General features: G+C 49.0%; 7 protein-coding genes. All 7 read right to left on the bottom strand.

What is annotated here, in order from left to right; genetic code table 11:
- Positions 1-35 precede the first annotated feature (35 nt).
- The 7 genes from TSUB_RS06610 to TSUB_RS06580 all read right to left on the bottom strand — a co-directional run bounded on the left by TSUB_RS06610 (position 36) and on the right by TSUB_RS06580 (position 21,440).
- A complete protein-coding gene (locus TSUB_RS06610) occupies positions 36-9,746 on the bottom strand; it encodes an Ig-like domain-containing protein (protein ID WP_088510816.1) in 9,711 nt (3,236 codons plus the stop codon).
- A gap of 163 nt (positions 9,747-9,909) precedes the next feature.
- Positions 9,910-10,374 (bottom strand): hypothetical protein, encoded by a 465-nt coding sequence (locus TSUB_RS06605; protein WP_087020314.1) that lies wholly within the window; start codon positions 10,372-10,374, stop codon positions 9,910-9,912.
- 28 nt (positions 10,375-10,402) lie between these two features.
- Entirely contained in the window at positions 10,403-11,017 is a 615-nt protein-coding gene (locus TSUB_RS06600) for a hypothetical protein (protein WP_087020317.1), read from the bottom strand.
- Complete coding sequence (locus tag TSUB_RS06595; protein WP_087020320.1) at positions 11,014-11,664, bottom strand: hypothetical protein; 651 nt, start codon at positions 11,662-11,664, stop codon at positions 11,014-11,016. Before TSUB_RS06595 ends, TSUB_RS06600 begins: the two co-directional genes overlap by 4 nt.
- A gap of 10 nt (positions 11,665-11,674) precedes the next feature.
- Positions 11,675-15,658 (bottom strand): carboxypeptidase regulatory-like domain-containing protein, encoded by a 3,984-nt coding sequence (locus TSUB_RS06590; RefSeq protein ID WP_087020323.1) that lies wholly within the window; start codon positions 15,656-15,658, stop codon positions 11,675-11,677.
- A gap of 371 nt (positions 15,659-16,029) precedes the next feature.
- Positions 16,030-17,622, bottom strand: a complete 1,593-nt coding sequence (locus TSUB_RS06585) for an AbgT family transporter (RefSeq protein ID WP_087020326.1) — start codon at positions 17,620-17,622, stop codon at positions 16,030-16,032.
- 515 nt (positions 17,623-18,137) lie between these two features.
- Positions 18,138-21,440 (bottom strand): M66 family metalloprotease, encoded by a 3,303-nt coding sequence (locus TSUB_RS06580; protein ID WP_087020328.1) that lies wholly within the window; start codon positions 21,438-21,440, stop codon positions 18,138-18,140.
- Positions 21,441-22,071: the final 631 nt, after the last annotated feature.

Here is a 22,071-nt window from a genome sequence, read left to right as displayed (position 1 = left end):
CTTCTCCTTTCTGCCTCTCACTTTGGCCAAAAAATCTAGTTCGCTACCGTAAAGATATAGCGGCGAGCGCTGAACTGATTGCGCGCGTTATCGTAGACGCCATTTCCATAACCCACATAGACATCGTAACGGCGTCCTGCCTGTAGACTCGCTGAAGGCGTCAATACCACCGTCGCGTTTCCGTTACTCATGCTCAAGGTCGCAGAGACTTTTTCACCCGCTGTCACATCCCACAGGTAAAGGTTGTCACTGTTGACCCAAGTTGCATCCAGTGCCTCATCAAATACCAGTGTCACCACGGTGTCTGCCGCTACCCCAGTCGCATTGTTGTCCGGGGTGATACTGGTTAGGGTTGGACGCACCAAGTCGGCGGAACTCGCCGTTGTAAAGCTCACGCTGGTTGCCGATTCGATGGCGTTGCCACTGAGGTCCTCTGCGCCGGACACCTGTAACGTGTAAGTGGTCGAAGGCGCGAGCAACTGCTGCGGCGTGAGTAGAAGTTGCTGATGGGCATTATCCCAGCTGTAGTTCACCGCCACATTCGCGCTGCCATCACTTAACGTGACACTGTTTTGTGCAAGATTGCTCATCGGCTCACTGAAGCGAACGGCCAATCGCGCGTTTCTCGCGATGCCGGATGCGCCATCAACCACACTAAAGGCGCTCACCGTTGGTGCGCTAGTATCTTCATCCGCACCTGTGGTGAAGGTAACACCCCTCAAACTGGTACTGTTGCCCGCAATATCCCGAATGCTACTGGTAAAGAAGCTATAGCTTCGGTCTGCGGTCAAGGCTTCCGCTGGCACCAATGAGATCACTGTATTGCCATCCGACAAGCTGACCGTCGTCGGCACAGTGACATTATCCACTCTATCGTAGAGGTAGACACCGCCGGTTAATACACTGGCTGGGTCTAACGGCTCACTGGCCACATGCTTCATCACCACATTTAATGGCACCCCAGTGGCGCCATTGAATGGCACGACATCCACAGACGTTGGAATCGTGGTATCTGGGACACCACTGGTGTTGTAGGTCGCCGAGGCCGCCACAACCGTGTTACCCGCATAGTCAAGGTAAGCACTAACCGTGTCTGTCACTTCACTGTTCGCCGTCAAAGGTTGATTCAAGACAATCCGTAAATCTTTATTGTCTTCACTCAAGAACACTGTGCCGCCAGCTTCAATGACCTGAGCTTGAATCGGATTAATGGACTCATCAAATCGCATGTGACGTTGTGCGTTAATCGCTACACCACTCGTCCCTGATGGCGGACTCATTACCGTCACCGCGGGCGATTGTGTATCCTCTGCCGCATCCTCACTGGTGTTGAACAAGTAGTTAATTGGGTTGACCCCTAAGCCATCCGTATCAAGGACGGTACTACTAATCTGATAGCGGTAGGTGCTGCTCACTACCAACGCGGACTGAGGAACAAGGCGAATCACTTGCTCACCCACCAGAGACACAGTCACCGCAACATTTGCGCCTTCACTGTCTGTCATCGTCACGGTTTCAGCCGACACCGTATCGCCATTCAATGGTTTGTCATAAAGGACTTCAATCACAGGGTTAGTCATCGCAAGGGTTTGATTCCACGTGGGTTGCGTCGCGGTAACAAAGGCACTGCGTTCACTGGTATCTGTGATAGTACGGAAGTAACCCACATAGTTGTACAAGGCATTGCCTGCCGTATCTTCCGCGCTATCCTCGACAAAGATCTGAATCAAGGCGTCACGCTCAAACGGTGCATCTGGCGTAAAGGTTAAGGCTTGGTTTTCGCCGATGATGGTCGCGGTACCCGCCACTAGCTGGCCGTTTTGCGACACATTAAACGCACCGGTTAAGAGATCAGCATTCATGGTTTCGCTGAAGTAAACAACAATACCGGCATCCAAAGGTATATTGCTGGCGCCGTTCGCCGGATACGTCGAGTTCACACGAGGACGAGTACGTTCATCATCCGCACCGGTTGTAAAGGTATAAATCGTGTCTACTAATGGATTGCTAGAAAGATCAGTGACACCGCTGGTCAATACGACACTCACCACACTTGCCTCTGGCAAGTTACCGTTTAATGTGATGGTACGGTTATCACCAGAGCGGCTCACACTGCTGTTGATACGCGAACCATTAGCAAACATGGCAATGTTCTCTGTGGTGATGCTATTCGGGTTCATCGACTCAGAGAAGAGCACCGTGACTGGGGTTGCCGTATCCACATCCATCGCCGAATCGGCCGGGGTTGTTGCGACAACAGTCGGGGCTGTCGCATCAGCTTGATCAACCGTGGTAAACCGCGTTGACGCATACTGACTACTGTTGCCTACGGTATCCAACACACGGTTAATCCCGGCAAAAATTTGCGTATTCCCTGGATAGACTTGCGAAGGCGTAAAGGTCACTGTTGTGGCGGTGGTGGATAAGGTACCGGCGATTCTTGCCCCCGTATTATTGACATAGACATCGACATCATTGCCCGATACAGAGCCCTGATCGATGGTTTCACTGAAGGTGAAGACAATGTCACTGTTCACCGCCACATCCGTGCTGCTATTGGCAGGGGAAATGGTCACTGTCGGTCTAGTGGTATCTTCATCGGTGGTTGCTGCGGTAGTGAAGCTGGTTGAAACCGCAGCAATAGCGTTACCCGCGTAATCACACAAGCCCGAAATTGCCACACTGTACGTGGTATTCGCTGTCAAGTTATTCTCGGTAATAAAGCTGATAGTCATACCATCATTGGCGAGCATCACGCGACCTTCCACATTCACGCCACCGACACTCACAACCACGCTACTGTTGTTGACGCAAAGGCGTCCCACTTGCTCATCTAACTTAATGCGCAAGTTGGCATTTACGGGGACATCCGTCATGCCATCAACCAAGTTCAAGTGTGACACAGTCGGCGCTGTGGCATCCGTAACGGGCGCGGTGACAAAGCTGTAGCTACGACTGCTGACTCGATTCCCTGCTAAGTCATACACAGAGTCATTGTAATTCACGTAGACAGAGTAACGGTGATAAGGCTGCAATGGTGCGTCAGGCACAAACGTTGCCCTCAATCCATCCGCGGCCACAGTTAGCGTTCCCTCGACCGCATCCCCAGCATCATTGTCATAGATGTAGAAAGTGCGCGATGTGATCGTCACAGGATCGATCGCTTGATCAAACTCAACGGCAATTTCAGTGTTGACTGGCACATTCGTCGCTGAGTTTTCTGGCGTAAAGCGTGACACCGACGGACTGAGGAGATCAACACTGTCACCCGTAGTGAAACTGATCGTCTGCGCGGTTGGCAACGGGTTACCCGCCAAGTCTTGCGCTAAACCAATATTGAGCACATAGCTGGTCGTTGTATTGAGTAGTGCCATTGGCGTGAGCGTTAACACACTGTGCGTGTTATCCCAGCTATAACTACTTGGTACCGCATCGCCGTTTAACGTTAAGGTGATGAGTCCTTCACTTAAATGGCTAATTGGCTCACTGAAGGCGACACGAATACGGGTGTTTACTGCAATACCGGTTTGCCCATCCACAAAGGAGGCCAATGTTACCGCAGGCGCGGTTGTATCAGCATCAAAGCCAGTGGTAAAGCGACTTGAGCTGAAGAAAGCTTGGTTACCGCTAACATCTCGAATGCCACTGGCATAGAAATTATGACTTCGACCGACGGCCAACGCAGTTTGCGGCACCAGAGTAATGATTTTGCCATCTTCACTCAAAGTAATGTCTGAAACCAACTGACCCACATTACCGTCATAGAGATAAACCGTATCTTGAGTAATGCTCGCAGGATCGAGCGCTTCATTAGCAACTAACTTAATAACGGGTGACAAAGGCACATCATCAGCACCATTAAACGGCGATGAGTCGACACGCTCAGGACGCGTGGTGTCGGGGCCCGCTTGGGTTTGATAGGTTGCTGAACGCTCGACATTGGCATTGCCCGCATAGTCCGACACATTACTGATGGTATCAGTCACTTCGCTACTCGCAGACAAAGGTAAGTGTGGCACCAATCTGACAGACGTATTGTTCGCATCGAAAAAGAGCGAATGCGAGGCTTCGGTCTGCTGTTCTGCGCGGAAGCTAATGGGGCTAATCGGTTCATCAAAACGAAGATGGCGCTGTGCATTAATGCCGACATCGATCGCGGCATCGGGTGGACTCATGCTGAGCACAGTTGGTGCCTGCGTATCTTCTACCGCCTCTTCCGCGGTGTAGAAGTAGTAACTGAGTCCGCTAAAGGCATTGCCATCCACATCGGTCACACTATTTGTCACGTTGTAACGGTGGAAGCTATTCGCTGCTAATGGGGCGTTCGGTACAATTCGAATCACCTGATCATCAAACACTGTGCTTAACGTAATGGCGACGGCATCCCCATTGTTATCGGTCATGGTGACACTCTCTGCGGTCACGGTGGCAGGGTCTATCGCTTCATGGAACAGAATCTCGATAACCGGATTAGTGGGTAAACCGCGACTCGCAAATGCGGGTTGTGTCGCTATCAGCGTCGGCCCACCCTCATCATTATCATCAACGACGCGGAAGTAACTATTGAAATTATTGAGATTGTTACCATCCAAATCACTTGCTTCATCGGTGACAAAGACTTCCACCAGCGCACCATCATTCCAACGCAAGTCTGGGGTAAAGGTGATGGCTTGACCATTCCCCAAGATTTCGAGCATACCGCCGACACGCACGCCATTTTGAGACACATAGAAAGCATTGGCGATACTCTCTAACGTCATTGCTTCACTGAAGTAAAGGGTAATGGCACTGTTTTGATTGACGTTGGAACTGCCGTTCGATGGGAACACAGACGCAACCGTTGGGCGCTGCGTTTCGTTACCTGCGGCCGTGGTAAAGACGGAAATCCAATCTTGCGCTAATCGATTACCCGACAGATCTTGGATATCCGTGGTCGCGATCACGGCCACTGCTTTACCTTCCGGTAGAGACACATTAAAGGTGACAGTGCGGTTATCTTGTGAACGACTCACACTGCTGCTCAAAGGTACGCCATCGGCAAACAGCGCCAGCGTATCATTGTTCAGCGTATTCGGATCCATCGACTCCGAGAAAAGAATCGAAACAGGCTGTGTTCTTGCCACGTCAACACTGCCATCCATCGGTGTCACCATTGAAACGGTCGGCGCCGTGGTATCTGCTTGGTCAACCGTGGTAAACAGGGTGCTACTGTAGTTATTTGTATTGCCTGCAATATCTCTGACACCTGACACGATCACTCGCACTTGACGGTCACCGGGATAAGGCTGTGCTGGCGTAAACTGCAATTGTGTCGCGGAGTTAAAGCTGAGGGTGCCCGCCAGTCGCGTACCCGAGTTGTTGACATAGGCATAAACAACAGAGCTATTGACTGAGGATTGATCGATCGCTTCCGTGAAATCAAACACGATCGGCGTATCGACGGCCACATCCGTGGCGTTATTGGCTGGTGTAACGACCACAGATGGTCTCGTCGTATCCCCATCCTCGATATCACTGGTAGTGAAGTTGGTCGTGACATCACCCAAGGCATTACCCAGTAGATCACACAAACCACTGACCGTCACGGTATACGCCGTGCTAACCGCAAAGTCCTCATCAGGGGTAAAGGTGACAGTGCGCATATCATTGCTGAGTTGCAAGCTACCCGTTACCGCCGACTCCCCACCAGTGACGGTAGCCGTTGCGCGGCTAACACACGTCGCATTCAGAACATCGTCAAACTGCCAACGAACAGCCCCATTCACAGGCACGTCAGTCGCATCTGCCGCAATGGTTTGATAGATCAAAGTAGCGGCCAGTTCGTCACGCTGCGCACTGGTCACAAAATTAAACGAACGAGAGTTAAAGCGGTTACCTGCGTAATCTTCCGGGTAGTCGTTGTAAACAAAGTAAGCGTAAATCCGATGGAAGGCTTCAAAGTCTTCATCGGGCACAAAAGTCACCGTCAATCCATCTGCAGAGACAGTCACAGTGCCTTTCACTTCACGATTTAAGGTGCTATCCCAAATATAGAGGCGGCCACTACTTAGCGTGACGGGATCAACGGGTTCGGACAAGGCATACTGTATCGCGGTATTCACTGGCACATTCTGTTGGCCACTGAACGGCGAGAAACTCACCACCGAGCCATTCTCAGTATCTTCGGCATCGCCTGAAACAAAGGTGCGAGAAAGCGCGGCAGGGAGCAAATTACCAGAGAGATCCGCAATCGCGCCAAGCTCTATCCGATAGGTGGTATTGGCCGTCAACAGCACGACCGGATCAACAACCATCACTTGTTGATTTGCTTCCCACAACACGTCAATGTCGACCACGGCGTTCGTTTCATGGTTAACCAATTTGACTTCGCTACGGCTAGAGGTCGCGACAGGCTCATCAAAACGTACTCGTAGTAGCGCATTGAGCGGCAAACCCGTTTGCCCTTCAGTGAATGAGAACAGGGCGACAGCCGGACTGTCGTTGTCAGGTGTAAAGCGTGTGGTAAAGTTACTGCCCGTAAACGACAGTGGATTACCAAATCTGTCTGTAATGGCACTTGTTAAATAGATGGTATGGCGGCGGCCAATGGCAAACGCCCCTGCCGGAACAAAACTCAGTACCGTGCCATCATCACTGATTTCAATGCCGCCCGGCACACGCTCACCACTGAAGCCCTCAACCACATAAAAGCTCTCTTCTGTGATAGTTGTGGTATCTATAGGCTCACTCATGACGGCCGACACGATGCTATTCACAGGAACATCGGTGTTGTTTCGTCCCGGATTAAAGGTCGTGACGGTTGGCGGCTCTTCATCCACCAAATTGCCGGTGGTAAAGGTACTGGTAAACGGTGTCGCTATTGGATTCCCGGCGCTGTCACGCACCGCACTGACCGTCACGGTATACTCAGTAAAATCATCAAGAATGGCGATAGGCTTGAACGTCAAGGATAAGCCATCATCACTGAGGGATACGCGGCCATCGGCACTACCACCCTCTTTTGTCAAAGCGACACTAGTATTGTTGATTGAGCGTGCTGACAGTGCTTCATTAAATGTAACCACCACCTCGGTGGTTTCCGGAATATCTTCACTGCCATTGACAGGCGTGACGTCACTTACTTGCGGGGCTGTCACGTCAGGGTTAAGCGGATCTGTTCCCGCATCCACTTCTTCACTGTCACTACGCCCATCTTCATCTGAATCAATCGCATTGGGGTTAGTGCCGATCGCGATCTCTTCACCGTCATTGATGCCGTCATCATCAGAATCAGCATCCGCTGGATCCGTACTGTGAATCTCGGTCTCGGCTTCGTTACCTAATCCATCGCCATCATCATCGGCTTGTATCAACAATGTCACTGCGGTGCCTGAGCCCAAATTACCACCGAGATCTAATGCCTCCACTTCTAAAATGAGCGATTCAGCATCACTTGGCACAGTCAAAGGGACTTGATAGCGCCGCGTGGTATCGGTAAGGGATAACTCGCCATCAATAAAGAAGTTGACCGCGGCCACCGCAACATCATCGGTCGCCACTGCTTCAACAACAATGCTTGAACCTTCAACAACCACATCTTGGTCAGCGTAGTTAGTGATTTGGACTTCAGGTGCAACGCCTAAGTTGTCGTTGATAAGACGGTACTGAGCGATGAATAACCGACTGGTCCCTTCCGCTTTAAAGTCTTGTGCAACAAAAAAACTCTCTTCCGTCACGTAGGTGTAGCTGCTGTCTAGCGCGATACCTGTGCCAGCAAAATCACCAAAAGGAGACAGATCGATCACCCCTTGGAAAATTGCACGATCAGGCTCAATGATGTTGACGTAAGCGACCACATTAGGGAAAAGTTGCTCCGCGAAGAAGGCAAAGTTATCACTCAGTTCAACATCACGTGGGGCAATCACCGCCTCTCCCGCCACCACATTGGGCGCAGTCGGATCACTGATGTCGACCACCTTATAACCGGTACTGTACGCGGCAACATAGGCGTAATTATCTCGAACCACCACATCTTTTACTGGGCCAATATTCACGCTACCTTGCAAGGTTGGCGCGGTCACATCACTGGCATCGACTACTTTCAACGCTTGGTCAGCAACAATGACGACTGTTCCTGTCGATAACGCGATACCACGCACTTGGCCGATGTTCGCCAACACGCCCCGACTGATAGGCAAAGCGGGATCCGAGATATCAATGATCTCGATACCGCCATTACCTAACGCAAGATAGGCATAAAGCAAATCCACGACCAAGTCTTGCGCGATACCTGCCGTATCTAATCCCCCCACCAGTACAGGCATGGTGGGATCAGCAATATCAATAATGACTAACCCTTGCTCACCATCCGCGATATACGCATTGTTACCCACGACCTTGATATCTATCGCAGTACCTTGGGTATCATAGCTGCCAACAATCGTCGGATTCGCACGGTCTGTCACGTCGACCACTTGCAAGCCTGCGGCGCCAGCGGCAACAAACGCGTAGTTTCCAGCAACGTCAACATTGTTGGCATAACCTGGAATATCTAAGGATGCGAGCGCAACGGGAGTAAAGCCCTCCACCAACACACTAACATCAATCTCTAGCGAATTATTGCTAATCGTCAGAACAGCCTCACCTTCAGCACCGGCGAAGATTTCCCCGTCCGTTAAGCCAAAACTGGCAATGGTTAAATCACTCGATAGATAGGTTGTCCCTGTCTCTGACGACGTGAGGTCAATGGTCGTGCCGTCAATCAGATGCCCTGTAACGGTTAATTGCGTACTGGCTTCAGTATTAATCGCGTTAAAAGTTAGCACCACCGCTTCTGGCGCAACGCTCAAGCTATCCAATGCCGCACTGTAATCGACATCACTGGCATCATTCGGATCCGTTCCTGTGACAAGCTCCACACCATCGTTAATGCCGTCGCCATCGGTATCAGTAAGGAGTGGATTGGTGATGACGCCATCTTCACCTTCGACGGTCTCCTCTTGATCGTCAATACCGTCGCGATCGCTGTCAGCCAGATTGGGGTTAGTCCCTAAATTGAACTCTTCTAGCGCTGAAAGGCCATCCCCATCCACATCTTCTAACGCATCAACTGGGTCATTCGGGTTCAAGCCGTTCGCCGTTTCATAGTCATCCGGTAAACCATCACCGTCGGCGTCACCGCCCGCAGAAACAATCACGGTTTTGATGGCGACTAAACCGTCTTTACTGGCCGTAATTAATACCCGACCATTACTTACTGCGGTAATTAAGCCGTCTTCATCAACGGTCACCGTCGCGGGGTTCGAGCTACGATAGTTGATCCCTGTACTCGCCATGGTGACGTTTTCTTCGCTGTCATCCGGGTACGTTGCAATCACAGATAACGGGCGTGTAGCACCAATTTCGCTCAAACTGATATCGCCGAACGTGAAGAAAGAGAGAGAGGAAGGAAGTTGACGCTCAGCATCAAAAACAATATCGCTGACTTCCGTGATTCCGTTGTTAGTGACATTGAAGAACTCACTTTCGCCAGACACCGTTTCACTGGTTTCGGCATCTTGGCATGTGGCACGCGCGCGAATGCGGCCTTGGTTAGAAGGCACATTGGGCAGCGACCAACTCCCATCAGGTGACACCTGTACAGTGCGATTAAGAATATTAACCACACAGTTTTCATCCAACGCTGTCGCTTTGGCAGGTAACAGACATGCATAAGCCACTAATCCGACCGACAATGCTGTTTTGAACAGTGAGAAGTGATTGTTCATCGGTTACACCTTGATAAATCCTGCTATACCGTTTTTTGTGTAGGCTTCTACCTACCCCAGTTCAGGCACTCTACTGCTCGCACCCTGTCGCGCTATTTCCGTTGTCCCGTGACCTTGTTGTATCAACGAGTGTCACGGCCATGTTCTTTTACATCACCCCAATCTAGTTGCCGCGATTGTGATGATTGATGTACATCGCCATTTGCTCACGTAACGCCTTCAACCTTTTATGGTGACCGGGCATCACATCTGCCCCCACCATCACGATGCGCGTTCCCTCGCTATCAACACACAAACACCCAGTATGTTTGTATTGGCCGCTTCCGGTTTCAATCGCTAGCGCGGCATCCGCCATCGGGATCACGTTGCGCTGCTTTAAGTACACATTGCCTTCAAAATGGTTGATTTCACCACTTTCTCTATCGAACTCAGTGCGACGCTTTTTCAAAATAGTGATGGCAAATAACGGCACGCCCACCATTAAAATTCTGCCCAACCAATCCAACTGACCACGGTTGATTTCCAACCCAACCACTAGCAACGCAAAAAGCAAACACAACACCATCATCCCATGCGGATAGTCGGTCACTACCCATCGTTTGTTATCTTCACTATCCACGTTGTACATTCACATTCCTCGTTAAGAATGGGTAGGTTTAACCCTTTGTCGATTCGGCGACGTCTGTTTCAGAGACCCCATGTTGCGCAGCCAGTGCTTGCCGAATTGCCTTGTGCAATGGGGTATTAAAATCACTCGCAGAAAGACGGAACCGCCCTTCCTCCAACGCAAAAGGCAATAATATTTGATTCGCTACACTGCCGTCGGGCTTACGAATTTCAGCTTGTAGCCACACCCGATCCTTAACGACTAGCCATTCAGTCAAATACATTTCACCGTGATTTAACCGCTGCTGATAATAGTTAAAGGTACTGCGCATACTGCGCTCGATTTGGGGATCACTCGCAAAGGCACGACGCGCTTGTTGGTCCCAAATCCCTAACCACCACTCAAAGTTGTTATGCTTGATCGCCGAAAAGAGACTGATGATCTCTTTATCTGGGCCAATGTTTTGTGGCAGTGGCGCTTCCATAAATTCCACTTTGGCTTGGTTGATATAGTGGCGCTGCAAAAACGCATGGTTGTAAACCAAGGTGAAGGATTTATCCTGCACCGGTTCAAAGACAATTTTTCCATCCGCTTGATTGGCGAAGGCAGGCACTAGGGTGAAAATAAAGCCCACTAAAATACAGACGCATTGAGGTATCTTCATGGCAGCGCTACCTCCGTGCGAGAACGTCCTGATACCCAAGGGCTGTGCTGTAATAATGGGTCGCGCCGCAAATCCAATGACACGCGCCATGAAGCGTCCTCTTGTTGTTTAAACACAATCGGATATTCAAAACCGCCACCAATGTCAGTTTTCCTATCTTCCGCCATCACGCGATAAGTGAAGATGACATAGCCTTGGTACTCAATTTGCCGCGCAATCTGAATCACCGAGCGGGAAAACTGCGTTTGCCATAAATCTGTCCAGTAACCTTGGTCACGTCCCATCTGGATTGCTTGTGCTTGAAAAAGCGCTCTAGAGGGCTCATCCCACGCCGCGAGCCACCAGTCATAATCGACATGCTGCAACGCGCTCATTCGTGACATAAACGCCTTAGCAGGCGTGGAATAGTCTGCTTTCTCTTTGTCGATCGTTGGCAAATACGCCGCATCACGTACATTCGATTGGCGATAGTCAAAGTGATACTCGGTTTCCAGTGTCCCTTTCTTCGCTTCTGTTGTTTCAAAGTTAGGCCACACCCACTCATCGCCTTCAGGTAATACCGCATAAGTTAACGAGGTATAGGCCGCGCCAGCCAAACCTCCGACGAGTATCACTAGCGCTTTTAGTGTTTTGCTTGTTGGAACCATTGCATCATCCTTAATCAGGCAATTCATATTCGAAGACAGTGATTGAACCTGAGTTCACTAACTGCAATGTCTCTTGGAAAGCAGTCTCGACCCATGTACCTTCAGCGACGATGAACTTGGCATTGGCTGCGATACCTGTGTGGCCAATTTTGCCGTTTATTTTTTCGCAGTTAACGCCCGCTTGAATGTTAAAGCCGCTTGTCACTGTCCCTTCAACACGCAACACAGCACAATCTTCATTCCCGCGAGGGCCGCATTCTGGCGGTAACGCAGGATTAGGGACTTCCCCGAATAAGCCGCCACCTGCGGTGAACTGACCTCCGACCGAACCGCCCCAGCAATCATCCCCCTGACACTCACGCTCAGTTCGAGTGATATCTACACTGCCCGTGAAGCCTGCTTCGAACTGCACACCATAGGCCACACCTATCGAGCGACCGAAGATAGTAATGGTGTAATCACCGGAATAAGGTGGAATCGTTGGACGCCAGCGACCACTCCAACCCGGGAACACAACCGAACCCTTCCACTCAATTTCATCAGTCATCTCACCATCGCGAGCAACACAGCACACCTCTTTTTCTGTCTTCGCGAAAGCAAACTGCACTTCTGGGATCTTGTCGTCGGAGCCGAGCAAATCGAGGATTTTGTTGACGTCTTTAATGAAGTTAGTCACGCCAGCAAAGCTGATAGAGGTGCTGCCGATCTCGTTATCTGGCACCTTCTTCTCTTCACCGTCTTCACACTCTAGGCAGGCATTCACTCGACCATCTTCACGGTTAGTTACCGCACCATCTTCACAAATTTTACATTCGTTATCAGGCGGGGTATCCGAATCATCATTCACCTGAACAGCACTGCCGTCTTGGCAAGCAGGTGATTTACAGTCGCCTTCGACATCGGTTATGGAGCGGGGTGTCTGGCTGTCATCATTGATGCAGTTACAATCGTCGTCACATGTCTGGCACTCACCGCAATTATAGGTACAACCGCTTCCTCCGGGCTGCGAACCACAGTGCCAACCCGCTTTAATAACCCCGACACCGGGATTGGATTGGACTAAAGCACCGTCTTCACTCACCGTGCCTAGACCAATCGAAACAAACTCTTCTAAGTCATGGTCATAGGAGTACATTTCCACTTGCGCACCGGGGGAGTGTCCATCGACATTCGGTAGTGTAAGACGTGCAGGCGGATCAAAACGTGTCCCTGTCGGTTGGATAGTGACGATGAATTGCGGCTGCATACCATTCGGTGGGGCCATAGGCACTTTTGATGCATTGACCGCCGTCACCGACAGCAAGCCTGATCGCGCGCCATCAGGGAAAGTCACAGAATCTTTCGCTACATCGAGTTGAAAGCCCGGATATTCCTCGAGCGTCAACGAGACATCGCTTGGGCCGACTTCTACTCCCGAGTCCACATCCAGTTTCACCATATAAACGGGCGCAGCAAGCGGGTTCTCAATGCCTGATATCGTCACGATGTTGTAGCTTAAGGTCGGATACTCACCCTCCAAGCTGGTGGTCGAGCCATCCACAATTAGGTGAACAGGTCCGACAGGGGCTTCCGTAATAGTGAACTGGCCTTGTTCATCGGTCGTTGCTTGTCGAGTGGTGCCTTCCACCGTCACCGTTGCCCCCGGAATGGGGTTGTCTTGATTATCGAGAACAACACCCGAAATACTCGTGTCGCCCGCTTCCGTTGGCGTGAATGCCGATGCTGTAAAACCCGCGGTAATCGGCTCTTCAACCGCAGAGTCGAGCAAGGTAGCAACAATGCGTTGCTGGTCTAGCCCTTCAAGATCGCCCAAGGTATAGATCACAGAGACGCGACCATCGCTATCGGTCGTCACAACAACCGTATCACCATCATCACCAAAGGCACCGCCACCTTTTATCACCTTGTATTCCACCCGTGCTCCAGACACCACATTGGCCCCGCTGTCAGTCACCACGGTGACAAACGGCGCTGGTAGCGCTTGATAGGTTGCACCGCGCTGATTGTTGCCAGAGTTAACACTGAGCTTGTTACCCAAGGCTGACGTGCCGGAGGCGGTAAAAATGAGCTCGTCATCATAGCCGACCGCTTGTGCTTTAACTTTGTGGTTTGCCGTACCTACCCGTGCGCCGACTTGGAACTGGGTGGATGCAACGCCTTCCGCATTTGTATCAACCACAACGGCACGCCCAGCGTCATCCGTGCCCACACCGACAACCCCAGAGCCCTGCTCTACACGAAACACAACCGAGGCATTGGCGACGGGGTTGGCATCGTTATCTAACACCCGCACAGTTAGAGGATCTTCCACCTGAGTTTCTATCTCAGCGATTTGCGCTTGCCCAGACACCAACTCGATACGCTGTCCCGTCGGCACACTGTAATTCAAACTGAACTGCAGTGAGTTCTGATTCCCCACTTGGTCAGTGGCGAGAAGGGTGAAATCGTTTTGCCCCGGATTCAATGCCACCCCTTCAATGGCATAACTGCGGTTAGAGATAGACGCCGCTTCACCATTTAGTGTTAATGACGCTTGATCTTCCTCAATCGTGCCGCGGACAATGTCATTGATCAGTCCGGTAATGGTGACGGTCTCCGTTGTCACCGTGTCACCATCGGTGTGAGACTCGAGGGTAATGGTTGGCGGGGTGAGATCGAGCGATACTGAAATAGACGCTGTAGAGACAATGTCACCTTCATCGCTTGGACTGACGATACGCGCGACGATGGTGTTCAACCCTTCTTCCAAAGCGACATCCGCACTGTAACTCCCGCTACCATCCAGTGCGAGGTTAACCCCGTTCAAAGTCAGTGACGCAGCTTGTGCATCCACAGAGCCAGTGACCGTAATGGGTGTAGCACCTACAGTTGCAAGGGTTTCGGGTGTATCTATTGTCACTGTTGGCAATGCACTACGCGCTGGATCATCTGGGTACACGTCAACGCCATTCTCTACGCCATCGCCATCCCGGTCAGGGTCACTATTGTCACCGATACCGTCATTATCTAAATCAGCACTCTCATTCGGGTCATTGGGGAAACGATCGGTTTCATCATTCACGCCATCGTTATCCCGATCTGGATCGGCGTTGTCACCAATACCATCGTTGTCCAAGTCGGCACTTTCGTTGGGATCATTGGGGAAACGGTCCTGATCATTATTAACGTTGTCGCCATCGCGGTCTGGATCGCTGTTATCACCAATGCCGTCACTGTCTAGGTCAGCACTCTCGTTAGGATCATTGGGGAAAATATCGACGTCATCATTCACCTCATCGCCATCACGATCTGGGTCGGCATTATCACCAATGCCATCGCCATCGAGGTCTTGTGACTCCGTACCGTCATCTGGGAATCGGTCGACATTGTTGTTAACACCATCACCATCTCGATCGATATCGGCGGCATCGGGAATGCCATCGTTATCCGAGTCTTTGCTCGCTCCATCCAGGATGTCATCAAAATGTTCGCGAGCTGTGTTCACATCAACGAGGGAAAGGTTTTGGTCTGCAAGCCAATCCATGAGGGCTTGTTGACGATCAAACGCATCAATCGCTTGGTCTAAATCGAGGTTATCGGGAAGAGCATCTAAGCGGGCTTTTTCTAATGTAATCCCGTTGGAGGGGTCGCCATCAGCATCAGCAGTCTGCAATAAGCGAATGATATTGGTCACTTTTGGGTTAGTGCTGTCAGTCGCGCCTTCGACGATATCAATAGGGGTAATGACAGCACCACCGTTAGCCGAACCCAACTCTACATCACCCAGTGAAAAGGTCACGGTTTTGCCGTCTTCATACTCGAACTCACCTGTCGCCGAGGTGGTCCCAGATGTGTCGCCCGACACATAACTCAGCCCCTGTACAGGGCTATCAACGAAGACGCCTTTCTTGATGACAACTGTATCCGGCACATTGCCACTACCGCCATCACCGCCTCCTCCACCGCAGCCTGCCAATAAGATGAAGAACCATGCGTAACGAAATTGCCGAATCATACCCGCTCTGCCTTTTATCACTGTTTTGCATGAGTACAATCGATGAGTCGTACCGCCTAGCGATCAAAGATTGCGATCTTTTCAGCACCATTGAGAATAGCAGTGAATTTGGCCTGAGGAATGAGACATATTTTATCAATACTTAAAAAGCATTATGCAACCTGAAACTATTTTTGCTGCCCAAACCAATAACCCTCTGAATAGCATGGCTTAAAGAGCGCGATGCGACATTATCACTCACAACTCTGACCACTCAAAGAATGTGTAATTAATTCAGAAAAGTACGGTCGTTCGCAGCTTACAGCCACGAAGAGAATCGAAAAAGCACCTGCCAAGGCAGGTGCTTTGAAGAGGGAGTGACGTAATAGCGATTAGCCGTTAACGTTGTAGTAAGTCTCAGCACCTGGACCAACCGGCATGCCTAATACAAATACCCACACGTAGAACAAGATGCTCCAACCCACCATAAAGATCATTGAGTAAGGTAGCATGGTCGCAATCAAGGTACCGATACCAAGGTTACGCACATAGCGACTCGCTACTGCCAGAATCAAACCGAAGTAACTCATCATTGGCGTAATGATGTTGGTTACTGAATCACCAATACGGTATGCAGCCTGAATGGTCTCTGGTGCATAACCGACAAGCATGAGCATAGGGACAAAAATCGGTGCCGTCACCGCCCACTGTGCTGACGCTGAACCAATCGATAGGTTGATCAAACCACACATAATAATGAAGGCGAAGAACAGTGCTGGCCCCGTCAAACCAACCGCTTGCAGGAAGTCAGCGCCTGATACCGCGATAATTTGACCGAAGTTAGTCCACTTAAAGAAGGCAACAAACTGCGCAGCAAAGAACACAAGTACAATGTACATGCCCATTGAGCTCATTGACTTAGACATCGAGTTAATCACATCAACATCTGACTTCATTGTGCCAACTGTACGGCCATACACGTACCCAGGAACACCGAAGAAAATCATGATGAACGCAACGATGCCTTTAAAGAAAGGCGAACCCGCTATCGCATTGGTTTCAGGGTGACGTAGTGGGCCCCACTCAGGCACAATCGTCAGTGCGAGTACGGCAGAAACAACAAGCATTGCAATGCCCGCATTGCGCAGACCACGCTTCTCGATCTCAGTGAGCTTGCCTTCAACGGTTTCGCTCAGATCTTCTGAGGCCATCTCTTTCTTATACTCGCCTAACTTAGGCTCAACAATCTTCTCGGTGATCCAAGCACCCATGATTGAGATGAAGAAGGTAGAGATGAACATGAAGTACCAGTTCACTTCCGGGCCAACGCTATAAGTTGGGTCAATCATCTGTGCAGCAGTTTCTGTGATACCCGAGAGTAGTGGGTCAACTGTACCGAGGAACAGGTTGGCAGAGTAACCACCAGATACACCCGCAAATGCGGCAGCAAGACCTGCCAGAGGGTGACGTCCTAACGAATGGAAAATCATCGCAGCTAGAGGAATCAATACCACATAACCTAGCTCAGACGCGGTGTTGGACACGATACCAGCAAACACGACTGTGAAGGTGACCATACGGCGTGAGGCACCCATCACTAGACCGCGCATTGCCGCAGATAGCAAACCTGAGTGCTCTGCAATTGCCACACCCATCATAGAGACAAGCACTGTACCTAGCGGTGCGAAACCAGTGAAGTTTTTCACTAGGTTCGTCACGATCATCTGCAAGCCTTCTGCGTTGAGTAAGCTTTGCGCATAAATCAGACCGTCCGCCGCACGCCCTTTAGCCCCTTCAGGGCGCGGGTCGACGACGGAAACTTCAAAGTAACCTGCGATACCCGACGCTACCAAGATGGCAATACAAAAAATGGCAAATAGCGTAATTGGGTGAGGTAGCAAATTACCTAACCATTCGACCGTGTCTAAAAATCTAGCAAAAAGGTTCTTTTTACCGTTTTTGCTTTGTGAAGCAGTAGATTGCACCACATTCTCCTTTTTGAACTTATGCCACTCACTCATTGAGCGGCCAAAACGCGGCGCATGTTAAACCAAGGTTACAAACCAATTCAAGAAAATATTTTACAAAATTAACATTGAGCAGAGTAATAAACTACTATTTGACGAAATTTCATACAATGGTTACATCTGATTACAAATAACGTCTCATTTACGTTCACAAAACAAACACCACAATAAAATCCACAAAAACAGCATAATAGAAGGGGTTAATGCCACCCAAGAAAAAGTTACCGTGTTGTTAACAACAGGATTATCTGCAAACCAATCACAGTCAAAAATACTGGCGAACACGACTGAAAATGAAGACTTAGAAGAAAAAGGCACTAATCAAAGCAAAAAAGAATAGACAGACAAGTTCCAGGGGCTCATCTCATGCCACCAAAAAAAGAAACCCGCTTGATTCCGTATCAAGCGGGTTTCTTCATTTATCTACAGAGTTGGACATTTACCTTTTATGTTTAACGTCCAAATAACGCAATTTATTCGCAGTCTGTCACTTTCACCCAAGCCGCTGCGTCTCCAGGCGCTTGACCCGCAGCGATCCAAGCCGACGCGCGCCACTCTGCATTGGCGTGGTGTACTTCATCACCCGCACTGTAGGTGCGTTGACTTTGCCAAAGCGGCATCACATCACTCACTAACTCCCATACCCCCGCGATACCCGGCTCTTCACCCTCGCTGGCATACCACTTATTTTTCCAAACAAGCTGTTGGTGACTCACCAAGGTATTCGCCGTACCGTATGATTGTGGCTGCCATTCAGGATAGTTATCCGCATCTTTATCCGTGGTTGGGCGACAAATGTCGGTGTCAGCTACTGAGACTTCTAATAGAGACGATGCCGTCGTGCTTTGCGCATGTTCGTCGGTCACATCTAGGGTAATCGTATAGTAGGTATCTGCTGTCACCGTCGGCGCAGTCACCGTAATCGTGTCTGTGCCTTGGCCTGTGAAGGTAACATCGTCAGATATTGCCCAATTGAGCGTTACCGCACTACTCGCTTCAATACCAGCCGTGATAGAAAGCGTTTCACCACTTTCGACACGATAAAGATCTTCCAAGTCGATAGATGGCGGAAGATGGCTGTCGACAACAGTTACTTTTACTGTATCAAATGCACTCTGTTCACCTTCTGTGACAGTCAGTTTGAACTGATATTCCGCATTACCGCCATCGACATCAAAGCGAGCAATAGCGCTGTTCGCATCGACAAGTTCAACCGCTGGGCCAGATAACTGTTGCCACTCATAACGAAGTACATCGTCACCTTGTGAGTTTGAACCATCTAGTACTACAGTACCTGCACCATAGATCACTTGGTCAACACCGGCATCAGCAGAGATGCCACCATCAGCCCCTTGAACAACACCATTGATGGTATAGCGCAATGCTTTGGTTGGCTTGCTAATTTCACGGGTGGCCTGAGTCTTACCATCACAAATCACCGTCGCACTCACTGGTTCAAGCGCAGTTTCAACGTTAACGTGGAAGCGGTTCATAAGGCTTGAACTGAAACGTTCATTCTGAAGCTGGTGCTTCTGTTCTGTGCCGTCTTTAAAAACTACAGATAAGTAGCAACCATAGACGGTTTCATCGCCAGAATAGACATGACCATAAGAACCATGCAATCCGGGATAAACATAAGCATCAATTTCCGACTCAGGATCATAAAACCCAAGTAAAGTTGTTACCGGGATGCCTTGCTTTATTGGTGCTTTCTGGTCCAGTTTTACATCTGAATCCGCGTTAATCCAGCTACCATTATTTGAGACAAGATGCAAAGTTTCGCCCTTCGGCACTTCAATGCTCACTTCATCGTTAATCATGATAACAGCGTCACGATTACTATCATTGACGTATTCCAGCACCTTAGAATCATAGTCCGCAGCTTTAGGCATTTCGAGTGGCTTCGGATCAAAAGTGACTCTGACACGTACGACAGAGTTTCTATCAAAATACTCTGAAATTCGCCCTTGATTAACGATATAAATCCACGCATCAACAAAGGGACGGTGCTGGACCATATGCGACCATTCTTCCTCCACTCCCAAATCAAAGTTCCACTTCCTAAAACCCGTTGAAGAATTCTTGTCGAAAATCGCCCTTTTCTCGAAGAAGTACTGGCTTCGAGCCAGTGGCAGCGGCGTATGCAAAGTATAATTATTAACACTTGGAACCATGGGCTGGCCACCAGCCATAGCATCCAACCCGAAGCTACGCCCATCGAGTGGCTCTAAACACTCAAAATCACCCTTGCCCACACTGCCGTTGGTATCAGTTAGAGAGTTATCAACACAAGTCTCTTCATTTGAAATAGTTCGTTCAAAGTTTGGAACAAATAAACGCCTGTTGGCGTCCCAGCCCCAGGTAGAGTTAGGATCTTTAGCAGGGCGATGAACAGAGCCTGCAAAACCGCCGTTATAGTGAGGAAGAGCATAAGAGTGCCCTAACTCATGGCTAAACTCGTTCCCCTTCGAGCTATAAACAACCGCAGAGCCAACTCGGGCATTGTAACCATGTGGCTGAATGCCGTTGGCATAGTTTCCAATTGAGTTTTGTACCGTAGTTTGCGCTGTGTAACCTGGCTCATTCCAAGCTCCAATCCCGGGGCGTGAAGAGTTAACCCCATTGTTAGCATTACCAATACCTAACCCGAAAAGATACATCCCTACATCATTTCGCATATCGCCAGCATACAAGTCACCATTGTCACTTGAATGATCTGTGTACCTTGTACCTTTGGACAAAACAACTTCTTCCAAATGCTGGGGTTCGTATTCAGTCACAACCAATTTACTTACCGGAATTGTCTGGTAATACTGGCGATGGAGCTCTTCATCGTATTGGAAATCAAACTCCCCACGATATGGAGTCAATAGCCCCAAATCAAGCGTCGCTAGTATGAGTTCTGTCGCGGCACCAACATGAAAGTTAGAGAGCTCACCTGACAGCTCACCTGAACTAAACGCAATTGACATATTATTTTGAATAAAGGCGCCGTCTATGTCCGCTGACCAAAAGCGCTCACCATATGCAAATCGGCTGTACGATACTAAGTCCTCAAAATACCAAGAGGAGCCATTGTGGGAAAAGTCTACTTGTTCACCACGTTGTATAGTGACACTATCTTGACCGAAAACAACTTGAGTTGAGAAGCCTGCATCACTTTCTACTGAAATTAGTTTTCCGCCAATACTAGTGGAATCAGGAAAATAGATTTCAGGAATCCATAGACCATCTGCCAGTTTTATTTTTAAACTATTGTGCTGATTTAATATTGATAGAATCTTTGTCCCTTTTGTATCTCCACGGAGCTCCTCAAGCTCACTCTTTGAGTTGATGACATAGTCATACTCCTCCGGCAAATCAACGTCAGGCATATCTCCAGACACAGCACCCGCGATCCCCGGCAATGCGTCAGGCTGCGTCATCTCTGTGCGGTAGAGGACTGCACCCGACCCATCCTTCACCGTCATAACAACGGTTTCAGACGCATCTACATTTTCAGGTTTAAAAAGAACTAAAGTGTCACGCTGCCCAACAAGGTGCTGACGAATATCATCTTCATTGTTCTTTGCTTCGAACAGCACATTTTGACCAAAGATAACCCCACCGCGCAGATTACCTTCCAACATGTTGTCGAGAGATTTCTGGTTAAAGTAAATTGGGCTGTTATCTACATTCACTTCCGCCTCAGCGGCATAAGTTGTATATATTGGCGCAGAGAATACTGCACCGATTAATCCATAACGGATAGACCTAGCTATGACGTTTAAACGCATTTTTATTATCACTTTTTGATGTGGAAATATTCGAAGAAATATTAATGTGAAGTGTGATTTATTTTTATAGTTAAAATAAATTACTTAAGATAAGTTTGACACAAAATCCATAAATCAATAAAACCAATGAAAAACGAACAACAGACCATCAAATTAATAGTAACGGTAGATATTTAAATGCGAACTCATCTGCAATTACAAAATAAATATCAATAGCTCAAGCTTAATCATTTATTTAAGTAATTTATGACAATGCTCTTTCAATATCAGCGACTATCTTAATCAAAGCAATTACTTGTCTCACCAATGAGACAAGAAGAGAATTTCTTTTCCTTTGCGCGATTTCAGCATGTAACACTGGCTCTAGTTGACTACAATGATAGCCTGTTCGAGAAAAACAACTGTCGCCTAAATACCTTATCAGACGCATTAAATTCCTTAAAGGAATTCATTTATTTTTAACAAAGTTCGGAATATAGAACGCTGGACGAAATAATATTTCTCTTTCCCTCCTAATTTAAGAAACATTATTAAGATCGAGTAATAACTCTATATTCAGCCACCCATCATTTATAAACAACCAGAGCCCATCCTTATTGAACCCCAATTTCAAATAAATAGTCTAAGAAAT

This window comes from Thaumasiovibrio subtropicus (assembly GCF_019703835.1).
In the GTDB taxonomy this organism is placed as follows: Bacteria; Pseudomonadota; Gammaproteobacteria; order Enterobacterales; family Vibrionaceae; genus Thaumasiovibrio; species Thaumasiovibrio subtropicus.
The sequence above is the reverse complement of the archived record's forward strand: the minus strand, read 5'-3'. Positions and strand labels throughout refer to the sequence as shown.